8 protein-coding genes, 1 tRNA gene and 5 pseudogenes are annotated in these 10,737 nt (G+C 36.0%); 3 read left to right on the forward strand and 11 right to left on the reverse strand.

Features of this window, described 5'->3' with window-relative positions; genetic code table 11:
* Positions 1-26: 26 nt before the first annotated feature.
* From ACFINS_RS08655 to ACFINS_RS08700, 10 genes and pseudogenes are all read right to left on the reverse strand, one after another.
* Positions 27-567 (reverse strand): annotated as a pseudogene (locus ACFINS_RS08655) (hypothetical protein).
* Between the two features lie 42 nt (positions 568-609).
* Positions 610-929, reverse strand: a pseudogene (locus tag ACFINS_RS08660) (hypothetical protein).
* Between the two features lie 167 nt (positions 930-1,096).
* A pseudogene (locus ACFINS_RS08665) lies at positions 1,097-1,428 on the reverse strand (type II toxin-antitoxin system PemK/MazF family toxin).
* A complete protein-coding gene (locus ACFINS_RS08670; protein ID WP_375613730.1) occupies positions 1,428-1,646 on the reverse strand; it encodes an antitoxin in 219 nt (72 codons plus the stop codon). The pseudogene ACFINS_RS08665 and the gene ACFINS_RS08670 overlap by 1 nt, the downstream one beginning before the upstream one ends.
* Positions 1,647-1,879: 233 nt before the next feature.
* Positions 1,880-2,226, reverse strand: a pseudogene (locus ACFINS_RS08675) (hypothetical protein).
* A 276-nt stretch (positions 2,227-2,502) separates the two neighbouring features.
* A complete protein-coding gene (locus ACFINS_RS08680) occupies positions 2,503-2,691 on the reverse strand; it encodes a hypothetical protein (protein WP_375613729.1) in 189 nt (62 codons plus the stop codon).
* Positions 2,692-2,695: 4 nt separating this feature from the next.
* Positions 2,696-3,109, reverse strand: coding sequence for a hypothetical protein (locus ACFINS_RS08685; protein WP_375651405.1), 414 nt, complete (start codon positions 3,107-3,109; stop codon positions 2,696-2,698).
* A gap of 256 nt (positions 3,110-3,365) precedes the next feature.
* On the reverse strand, positions 3,366-3,611 hold the full coding sequence (locus ACFINS_RS08690) for a hypothetical protein (protein ID WP_375640990.1): 246 nt from the start codon (positions 3,609-3,611) through the stop codon (positions 3,366-3,368).
* A 198-nt stretch (positions 3,612-3,809) separates the two neighbouring features.
* Positions 3,810-4,124 (reverse strand): annotated as a pseudogene (locus ACFINS_RS08695) (hypothetical protein).
* Between the two features lie 527 nt (positions 4,125-4,651).
* Positions 4,652-4,737 (reverse strand) — tRNA-Leu (locus tag ACFINS_RS08700).
* Positions 4,738-4,883: 146 nt separating this feature from the next.
* Between ACFINS_RS08700 and ilvA the strand changes: the two genes are divergently transcribed.
* The 3 genes from ilvA (at position 4,884) to ACFINS_RS08715 (ending at position 8,400) form a co-directional block, all read left to right on the forward strand.
* A complete protein-coding gene (gene ilvA / locus ACFINS_RS08705; protein ID WP_375706097.1) occupies positions 4,884-6,161 on the forward strand; it encodes a threonine ammonia-lyase IlvA in 1,278 nt (425 codons plus the stop codon).
* Positions 6,162-6,196: 35 nt separating this feature from the next.
* Positions 6,197-6,727, forward strand: a complete 531-nt coding sequence (locus tag ACFINS_RS08710; protein ID WP_375612454.1) for a hypothetical protein — start codon at positions 6,197-6,199, stop codon at positions 6,725-6,727.
* Between the two features lie 290 nt (positions 6,728-7,017).
* Entirely contained in the window at positions 7,018-8,400 is a 1,383-nt protein-coding gene (locus ACFINS_RS08715) for a DEAD/DEAH box helicase (RefSeq protein WP_375612448.1), read from the forward strand.
* 1,459 nt (positions 8,401-9,859) lie between these two features.
* Here the strand turns inward: ACFINS_RS08715 and ACFINS_RS08720 are convergent.
* On the reverse strand, positions 9,860-10,737 hold an 878-nt coding region (locus tag ACFINS_RS08720), incomplete at its 5' end, for a tyrosine-type recombinase/integrase (protein ID WP_375651406.1).

A 10,737-nucleotide genomic window follows, 5' to 3' on the forward strand; every position in this document is an offset into this window, starting at 1 on the left:
ATATAGATAAAGCTTGAGAACATGATCTAGCCTTTCTTGTTGGCAGCATATTCTTGACGTTTAAGTTGTCTCTGTATATTTTTGGTTAATCTTTCATTGGCATATTGTGCAATAGCACTTGTAATCTCTGGCTTTGACATCACCCTAGCAATTGAGGGTTCCTCTTGTTTTGCAATGGGGAATTGATCTCCATCCGCTCTTTGAAAAACATTACCCTTCATCTTTTTTAAATCAACACGCTTTGGAAAACTCCCATCCTTGATAAAAACATGGGCAAGATTTGTTTTTTTCCAAACAGTTGTGTAAGTCACGCCGCGTTTTGTTCTTTTGCTTTAAAAAATTTAAGAAGTATCGGTGTTCCAGAACCAATGATATCTGTCTCAAGAAACCTTGCTGTCGCCTTTTCTTTAATATAAATACCTTGCTTAACATGCTTTGATTGGGCAGATGTAACATCGGCAATTTGCTTTTCAGTAAAGCGTTCGACTGTTTTGCTGCGGTGTTTAGAGCATTACGCAAAGCCCAATTAAGGTGTGGTGCTTGAAGACTGGTGAAGGTATCCTTCACCTGTTGAAGATACCATTTTTGGTGGATGATTAACTTCAACGTCTAAGCCTTTTTGGGGGTAGGTGTTAATGACTTGGAAACTTTAGAAGCTTTTGGTTTTTCGGGTGGAATTTCTTCGGCTGCTGATTCAGTTGATGTTTGTGTGGCTTCTTGTTCTATTTGCTTAATTTGTTCAACTGTCTTTTCAGGTTTTGCTGTTGTTTTGACGTCAACAAAAGGTTTTGCAGCATTGGCGCGCTTGAGACGTGCGTAGACCTGATTAGAAACTTCAACAAATGGATTATTGGGGGTAATGGTTCAAAGCGAACAGCGCTTTTATTGTCTCCAACAACACACATTGACGTAGTGATGACAGCTTTCATTATGGCTCCTTTTGAGTCATAATTAATGACATCATTAGTCAAATATTGATTTTTATTCTGTGAAAAATTGATTAGCTGATTGTCAGCAGAAAAAAATCATGATCTTATGCTTTTTTACTTTTTACCTAAAGTTGGTGTTTTTAAACATTTAAAAGTGTAGAAAAAATTCAAGTAAGAAATGTTGATAACCTTGCTAAGACTTCATCCATAATTATATATGGAATAGTTTCCATTCTTTTTCCATTACGCGCTACTATATCTAAAGCACGCGGTTGGTCACAGCGTATCACACCTGTTGTATGCAGCCCTGTTCCCACCAATGAAACAGCAAAGCCTGCTATTCTAGCAAAATTTCCTCCACTCGTAATGGGCAAAACAATGGGTGTTTTTGTTAAACGATTAAACGCCTCCGGTGACACAATCAGTACAGGACGCGTTCCTTTTTCTCATAGACAGAGGTTGGGTCAAGCGATACAAACCAAATTTTACCTCGCTTCATTACAAGAGCTCTCTGCCAATAAGCTTAGCATCAAACCACTCTACATCTTTATCCGCAAAATCGTCCGAAGGATTACATTCGGCTAACAATTCTTCAAGAGTGTAATTTTGCGATATTTGTGGTTTTACAACCAATTGTCCATTATCAATAGCCAAACCCACTTGCATATTTTCAGTAAGATGAAGAACATCAAACAATGCAGGCGGTATAGAGAGCATAACGGATCCTCCAACTTTACGTAATTTTGTTGTGCATAAAACGCCCTCTCTAATATTATATAAAAATATAACATAAAGTCCATGATTCAATAGCTTTTAATGCTTTTGTGCAAATGTTTAAGAAGCGCATTTAGAGCAATACGCAATATACTCTGAATAAAGTCAATATTTTTTTAATTTCTGAAAAACATAAAAATATAAAAGTTATAATACCAAACAAGGCTCTTAGCTGCTTATCTGTAAACATATTTATTTCTTGCGGTTTTCGATAATTTTTTGATCTCTCTGTTGATCTTCGTCTATAAGAGGTTCGTAATTGAGAATGCTTTTCGGAATATCACCACCGTAAACCCATGCTTTTACTTGCGCTTTGGTACTAAAATCCGCATTTTTAGGTGTTTTGTAATACTGATCACCATCAAACTTTTTACACTCTTTTGTACCGTCTTCGTATTTGTAGAGGTTGTAAAAATACTCCTCTGTCCCATCCCCCATGGGACATACCCACTGCCGTTGCAACAAACCTCTTTCGCATGGGTTGTTTACGGTTTTTTAAGAATAGATGTTTTAAAATGAACATGCTTTAATCCTAATTTTACAAATTTGTCTATTTGCCTCAAATTTGACCGTACAGAGCGTTTTATAAGATAGGTTTTTTATCATAAAATCTTTAAATCACTCTGTACGGTGCCATTTTGTCGATTTAAATGCACATCCAATCACAAAACGATCAGCAATTTTCATTAGTTTGCTAATTTGCAGTGTTTTTCACTTGCTTTTCAACCAACGTGAGTGGTCTTGAATTCTCTCTCATTGCCTTTTCTTTCAGCCTTTTTTCACGGGTGTTCAAAACAGCCTAGTGTACAAGATTGGCTTTCGTCAAAAGACTATTTTTCAAATCACGACATAATCTTACTAACTCACGAGTGCTTGGAAAAAACGTATCCGATAAACCTTCTAACTCATCGCATAAAATCCGTTTAACCGTTTTTATGAGTGACCACGCAGAAACACTTTCCAAAACCATTCCATAGGTAAGCGCCATACCTTCATGATCTGTCTGTTGCGAAATTTTTAAACCACACCGAAAGCATCCGAATTGCCTTGGTTATGTCCTCTTTACTCACTTTTATTGAAAACAATTCGTGAAGTTGATCACACGCTTCTAAGGCAATCGCTTCCTGCTGTTGTGTCAATGCTTGCCACTTTTCAAAACTAAAGGAAACTCCAGAGTTATCATCTCGTGAATGTGTTTCAAAGTGACCTCGAGGCCCGATATCAAGGATACTGTCTGAGATGCGTTCATCTACACTTTTTTGCCTTTGAGAGTGATTTCCATAGTTTTTTCCGTTCTCTAAATCCTCGATAGCTTTTTGCACCCAGTTGCGCCACATTGCTTTCCAATCCGTTTTGCGTGCATCTTTGCCTGTTCTAGCTTTCCAAAAATCTCGAAATTTTGCCATTTCGGCTTTGATACGCTCTGGAGGCAATCCCTCTTCGATTGCGAAATCATAAACAGGTTCGAAATCATCAGGGGTACGACAGCCACTGTCATTTCTAACCCGTTTAGCTTTTTTCGTAATGTTCTCTTGCTCGTGAATGAAAGGTTGGTTTTCTACACCCGTTTCGATTTGCTCTGATGTGGTCTCAACAGCAGCAACCTATGTTGGTTCGTCAACCTGTTCGTTTGTTTCTAAATTTTCAGAAGCAGTTTTTTTGCTAAAATGATAGTTTTAGTTTATATATATTCTTATTCTGGTTCTTTATAGCTTGATTTTGCTTAGCGTTTGCTTCAGCAAAATCATTAAAATGTTTTTTATAGCGTTTTTTATTGTACACCTTTTTTCCAGCCTCACTATGAATTTGCGATATGTGCACTTTTTTATCAGTAAAATCTTTTAGCTCTTCTTCAATGCGCGTATTCGACAAACCATTATCTTTCTCAAGAAGTTTATCATTCTTCATGAGATATTCGACAATAGTTGCAAACTTTTTTGCGAGCAATTGCAAGCGCGGGCAAGCATTTCAAAATCTGTTTTAATTGGTGCTTTTTTGTCATACATGCGAATGAAAAGCGTTATATAAATGCCTCTTTGTTCTCATGTCATTCCATCTATCTCACTGTTCCAGTCATTCAAAAGGAATCTTATCCATGGCATTGCATTAGACATGCGCATTCCCTTCTTTAACTAAATATAAAATTGCTAAAGCATTTGCTTCGTTGTCATCTTTTGGATTGTATTCTTTTGCACACACCGTCTTAATCATCTCTTCTTGTGAGACATTGACTTTATCTGTTGTGATCTTCATTTTTGTAAGCCATTGCTGAAAACGCAAATAGCGCATACTATCGCCTTTAAAACGAAAAAATTCAAAATTGACAAGTGCCACTTGTTATACTGCTGTCTACACGAGAAATCGCCCAGCCTGTCTTAGATCTAGATCAAGGCAGAGAACGGTTTGTGTATTGATGATCATCTTCCTCCATGAAGGCTGTTGCGTATTTATATATGCGCTATGACAGAGCGTGTTGTGATTGCTTGTCTTGAAAAAATGGTCGTGAGAAAGTACTTGAAACTACTTTTGGGCCAATTTTTTACTGCCATTCGAGGAAAAATAATCTTAGAAGCAGTTGATTTTCGAATTAACTCTTCTTGTTTTTGAATCACATCTTTTTGTGCACGTATTATTTCAGCTTCTTTATCTATTATTTTGTCTTTTGCATCTATCTCTTTTCTGAGCTTTTGCGTCGTTTTACAAGAGTCATGAAGAGTATAAGCCAATCCCAAATTAGCAATATTGATTGCCTCTCCATCCTATAAAGACGAGGAGGAGGTCAAAGTGCTAAAAAGGTACCTCAAAAAGCAGCAATGATTCGTATTTTAGTACCACCGCGGTGCCGTCTTATAGCGTTATAATAAAGTTACGAAAGGTGGTTTAGAAGGTGCTTTAATTTTTTTTGATTTTTAATAAATCATTGGAAAATAAGAGAGATTAAGATAATCTGGTGCGGACGGCGGGACTTGAACCCGCAAGGTCTTCGACCGGCAGATTTTAAGTCTGCTATGTTTACCGTTTTCATCACGTCCGCGATGTGATTTCTCTCATAAGCTATATCTTTTATTGAATCAAGAATTAATGACAAAAGAAACATTTTTCATTTTTTAGTGAAATTTTGACTGACAATAGTTTCCTTTATCGATAGAAAAAGCTTTTATAATGTAAATAAAGTATGAAATGATTAGTGTTATGAGTCAATTTATTCAAGACGTCACAAAAGCTATGGTGGGATTGCATCACGTGTTTGCTGAAACACCACTTCAAAGAAATGATTTTCTTAGTCAAAAGTATGATGCAGAAATTTATTTAAAGCGTGAAGATTTAACACCGGTGCGGTCTTATAAGATTCGTGGTGCTTTCAATTTTGTTTCAGAAATGCTTAGCTGTATATCACCAGATTCTGCATTTGTTTGTGCTTCAGCGGGGAATCACGCGCAAGGGGTTTCTTTTGTTTGTCGTTATTTTAAACGTAAAGGCGTGATTTTCATGCCTATGACAACGCCACAACAAAAAATTGAAAAAACACGTATTTTTGGTAAAGAATTCATTGATATTCGTTTGGTTGGTGAAACATTTGATCAATGTTATGAAGCTGCGCAATCCTTTGTCGTAGAGAGCGGTGGTGTAATGGCTCCACCTTTCGATGATATTCGCATTATTACAGGGCAGGCAACAGTGCTTTGTGAAGCAGCTTTACAATGGAAAAAACTCAATGGAGAAAGTGAGCCAGATTTGATGATTGTGCCGGTAGGGGGTGGTGGTTTGGCAAGTGGAGTGAGCAAGTTTTTACATGAATATGGTTGGAAAACAAAGCTTCGTTTTGTTGAGCCGCAAAGAGCTGCAAGTTTGCTTGCTTGTTTGGAGAGTGGAAAACGCGTCAAGCTTGAAAGCATTGACACTTTTGTAGATGGTGCTGCTGTGGCTGAAATTGGTGCTCTAAACTATACAATTCTAAAGCAATTTCCCCCTGATTCTGTCATTACGGTTCCTGAAAACCGCGTTTGTTCTACGATGGTTGAAATGCTTAATGTTGAAGGTGTGGTTCTTGAACCGGCTGGTGCTTTATCGATTGATGCGCTTAACAGTATTCCTCCTCAAGAGTTAAAGGGGAAAAAAATTCTTCTCGTTATTTCAGGAGGTAATTTTGATTTTGAGCGTTTGCCAGAAATTAAAGAGCGTTCTTTACGTTTCCAAGGGTTGAGAAAATATTTTATTTTTAGTTTTCCGCAACATCCTGGTGCATTGCGTCATTTTCTTTCCACATTATCACCAGATGATGATATCGTACGTTTTGAATATCTTAAAAAGTCAGCGAGAAGCTTTGGTTCTGTATTGGTTGCGATTGAAACAAAAAAATACGGTAATTTTTGTCTTTTAGAGGAAAAATTTCAAGCGTTAGGTTGGCGTTATCGTGATATTACTGATGATCAAACGTTATTTGATTTTGTTATTTGAGAAACTGAAATTTTACTAAAACAAGAAGTATAATGATGAGACCTATTTTTTATTCGGTGCTGAGTCTATTTTTCTTTTTGATTGTTAATCAACAGAGTTTAGCATCTCAGCCAACAATAGTACAAAAAGATGAACTTTCAAGAGTCGTTGTTGATGTCAATAATGCTATAAAAAATGGGGATTTTATGCCCATTTCTCGTTATATGCCTGAGCGGCTTTATAAAGAGATGGCACATCGATTGAATACAACAGAGAGTGCTTTACGTAGTGATTTTCTTCAACAGTTGCATAAGAAATTTGAGGGGGTGCCTTCTGGTGCTTATTATTTAGATAAAGAAAATATAGAGTATTTACAAACTGATAACGGTACTTTGTATGCTTTAATTCCAACAGTTCTTGAGATGAAAGATCGCATCATTCAATATAAAACTTTGGCGATTTTTGATAAAACACAATGGTATTTAATTTATGGCGGTCAAAAAACTTTACAAAATCCAGTTTTTCTCGAGATTTATCCTGATTTTATCAAGGTACATTTACCGATGGACACAATCATCAAAAAGTAAACGATCTAAATATTGTTTTTATTCATGATAAATGTATTTCGTAAAGTTCTTGCTTTTTTATCATAATCCAAAGATAATAGAGATGAAGGCATTTAGGCTGGTTTGTTGGCTTTTTGTAAAGTGAAGTTTATACGCCTTTATCTTGATTTCAAGGTGTTCATGAGTTGCGCAAGCCGCTTTTTAGGCGTTGCTTCATTTAAAATGTCAGGGATTTCTCTTGCGCGGATTCTTGAGTGGAGAGTTCAGATGGTTACTTCTTTTGAGTTCTTCAGCTAAGGAAAGATTTTATTTTGCCTATAAAAGAAGAAAATGTTTTTACAAAGTTAGGTTTGCCTACTCTTTTGATTAAAAATTTACTCATTGCTGGGATGAGTAAACCTAAACCTATACAAGAACAAGCTATTCCAGTTATGTTGAAAGGACACGATATTTTAGGTGTTGCTCAGACAGGTTCTGGAAAAACCTTGGCATTTAGTTTGCCTATTTTAAGTCAGATTTTGGCTTTAGGTGATAAACGCTGCCCTAAAACTGCACGCGCTTTGATTTTAGCTCCAACGCGTGAACTTGCTGTGCAGATTGATGAAACGATTCGCACTACGGCGAAAGGAGCACATCTTTCAACATGTCTTATTTTTGGGGGTGTATCACGTTTAAAACAAATTAAACGTATGGAAGCAGGTGTGGATGTTTTGATAGCGACTCCAGGGCGTTTGAGAGATCTTGTTCGTGAAAAGTGTGTTGATCTTTCCCAATCTCGTTTTTTGATTTTGGATGAAGCAGATCGTATGTTGGATATGGGTTTTATTCATGATGTTAAGCAAATTGCAAAGCTTTTGCATCAAGAGCGTCAGACAGCACTCTTTTCTGCAACAATGCCGAGGGAAATTGCTGTGCTTGCAAAATGTTTACTCAATGATCCGGTTAAAATTGAAGTTGTTCCTCAAGGTACTACGGCTGTAGAGATTTGCCAAAAATTATATTGTGTTCCTACGAATGAAAAAAAGAATGTTTTAAGTAAACTTTTGACAAATCCAGCTTTTGATTCGGTTATTGTTTTTACTCGAACTAAACATGGGGCAGATGCTGTCACACGTAGTTTAGAAAAGGTAGGATATTTAGTCGCAACAATTCATGGAAATAAATCACAAGGTGCTCGCCAGTCTGCTTTAAAAGCTTTTCGTGAAAGATCTGTGCAGATCCTAGTGGCAACAGATATTGCTGCACGCGGTATTGATATACCAGGGATAAGCCACGTTATTAATTACGACTTACCAGATGAAGCTGAAAGTTATGTACATCGTATTGGTCGTACAGGACGTAATGGCGCATCTGGTGTAGCACTTACGCTTTTTGATGAGAAGGTAGAAAGGTCCCGCCTGTGTGCTATAGAGCGCTTGATTCGTATGAAATTGGTGGCTGAGGCTGTTCCAGAACAATTTGCAGCGTTTCCAGAAAAGCCAATTGTACGAGAAAGTAAAGAAAAAGAAAACGATAAGGAACGCCGTTTTAAAAAATCTAAACGCCAAAAACAGTTTTTAGGTCGAAAAGATGATACCGCACAGTTGCAGCGGAAGAATTCTTCACCTCAAAATGAGAGGTATAAAAAAGCAAAAACAGTAGTAAAGCGTGCAAAGCCTCTTCGTTTTCGAAAATCAGTTAAGAGGGCTGCTTAGATAAAGTCTTGAAAAAAGATCATGTACTGGAGATTTTTTACTTTTGTTGATTTATTCTCAATTGAAAAGAGCTATAAAATACTCTTGTCAAAGTAAGAAGATCCTTTAGAGGTTTTCATTTTTTAGAAATGAAAACTTCTAACTTTTTGGATTTATTAAAAATCTTTATTGTAGAGGCAATTATTTATTTGCTTTATTCCTATTTTTTTAAATGGGAATAAAAGTAGATTTTATTTATATAAAACTATTTTTATAAAGGATGTGTTTTATCTTTAATGATAACTTTTAATTTTTAAAATTGATGTCTAATAATAACTCATTGTTTTATATATTGAATAATTCATTATATCGTATTTTTTTCATTTTGAAGTTATTTATGCGGATCAATCAAAAGTATTCGCTTGCACGTTATGTGTGAAGTTGTCATATAGATAATCATTTGAAAAATAAATAAAATAATTTTTATAAACTCTTTCCAAGGCAATGGGGATTGCTGAGATTGAGAGTTGGAAAATAGTACGATGGTATGGCTTTTATTATAAATAAAGATGGGGCTGATCAATCGATTTCATTTTATACCATTTACGGGGGTGTCATTGTGAAAGAGTCCTGGCGGATTTAAGAGATATCTCTTTAAAAAAGCATGTGACTGCATAATACAATAGCGAGAATGTCATGATTTCTGAAGGCTTTCCCAGGATTCTTAACAATTTAGCTCGTTATCTTGGTTTTTACTGTAAAACTATTATTTGGGGGATATAAAGCCTATAAGATTTTATGTATTAAATGTTTTATGACAGTGTGGTGAACAAGGCAAGGTTGTTTGTAAAGCGTTGAAGTGGTTAGCAGGAGAAATAACCTGTTAGATAAGACGTCGGAGTGTTTACAGACTTGTTTTATGTTTTTTTGCTTTTAGGATGGGGAGGAGGTTATGTGGGGTGTATGGAGATAATATATGACCTTGATTGTTGTTTCTTTCATTTTTCAAAATGATTGCTTCATGAGCAGGTTTTTAAGTTTAATTCCTTTATTGAGTACAAATCATTCTTTCTTTGGGAAAAAATATATGAGACCGATTCATTGCTGATGGAGCTTAATAATTCATCTCTGATGAAAGAAATCGTAATTTATAATGTGCAAATAATTGCAGTGTCCTCTTATAAAGGCGCGGTAGTTTGAAAAAAGTAATCTTATTTGTGCTATTTTAAAATGAATCAATCGCTTTTTGCGTTCATTGCAAAAAATACATCCCGTGTTTCTACTTTATTGCAAAAATCCTATTCCATTACTTTTATTAACGAATCCCTCATGTCTAAAAACTTTAGAAAAAACAATAAATTACGTAGAATAAAAGAAAAGTGGATCCCCGAGCCGTTCCAATTATTTTAAATAAAATAAATGGGTTATTACGATATGGGGGAAATTTATCATTATTGATTCTATTATGCTTTTTATAGCGTTATCCCTCATTTTTTTGTAGTTTTTTTATCGCCTCTATAGCTAACCTTTTACGATCTGCGCTCTTTGTGTAGAGAGATGCCATTTTATCTTCTGTCCATCCAAAAATTGCTTTGAGTTGTGATACTGTTGCACCAGAGTTAGCTGCGCGTGTTGCTGCTAATTTTCTTAAGCCATGTGCTGATTTTTTGATTCCCGCTACGTTACAAGCCTCACGAAAGAGGTTGCCAAAACTTTCTTTAACGAGCTTATTTCCATTTTTCCCGCAAATAAATGTTTCATTTCCAATAGGACCAATTTTAAGGGTTTCTGCTAATTCAGGCAAAATAGGCAGAAAGACATCTGTTTGGAATTTGCTTTTCTCTGTTTTGAGGTGAATGATATTATCTTTGACATCGTTCCAACCAATGCGGACCGCATCACCACGACGCAAACCCGTGTAAAGAAGGACATCAATCCAGACGCGTTCATGCGTTCCTAGAGCCCATTTTTTATAATATTTCTCAACATCTTCTTCTGTCCAAACAGCAAATCCATCTTTGTTGTTGTAAGCTGGTCTTTTTACTCCTACTGTTGGATTGTTTTCTAAAAGCTCTTGATCAATTGCCCAATTAAAAAGTCCATTAAGGGCTTTTAGAAAATTGTGAGCAGCTGTTGGTTTTTCTTTGCGGCGTTCAACACCCGCTGTAATATGTGATTTCTTTATTTCTCTGTATGGAATGTTTCCTATAGCATCACATACCTCCATAAGGATAAGTTCTCTTTGTCTTTTCGTAGCTTTAGCAAGGCTATGCCAATGAACGCTGTTAAAGTATTGTTTAAGCAGCCATGCAAATGAACCTTCAACAAGTTTACCGGTTTTTGATTTAGGAAGTATAA

This window comes from Bartonella sp. AA2SXKL, assembly GCF_042197205.1.
Taxonomy (GTDB): domain Bacteria; phylum Pseudomonadota; class Alphaproteobacteria; order Rhizobiales; family Rhizobiaceae; genus Bartonella.

Excerpts from the sequence above, each read along its gene's own strand:
- ACFINS_RS08670 (WP_375613730.1), bottom strand. The coding sequence starts at position 1,646 with ATGCTCTCTATACCGCCTGCATTGTTTGATGTTCTTCATCTTACTGAA.
- ACFINS_RS08690 (WP_375640990.1), bottom strand. The coding sequence starts at position 3,611 with ATGAAGAATGATAAACTTCTTGAGAAAGATAATGGTTTGTCGAATACG.
- ACFINS_RS08710 (WP_375612454.1), top strand. The coding sequence starts at position 6,197 with ATGAGACCTATTTTTTATTCGGTGCTGAGTCTATTTTTCTTTTTGATT.
- ACFINS_RS08680 (WP_375613729.1), bottom strand. The coding sequence starts at position 2,691 with ATGGCGCTTACCTATGGAATGGTTTTGGAAAGTGTTTCTGCGTGGTCA.
- ilvA (WP_375706097.1), top strand. The coding sequence starts at position 4,884 with ATGATTAGTGTTATGAGTCAATTTATTCAAGACGTCACAAAAGCTATG.
- ACFINS_RS08685 (WP_375651405.1), bottom strand. The coding sequence starts at position 3,109 with ATGGCAAAATTTCGAGATTTTTGGAAAGCTAGAACAGGCAAAGATGCA.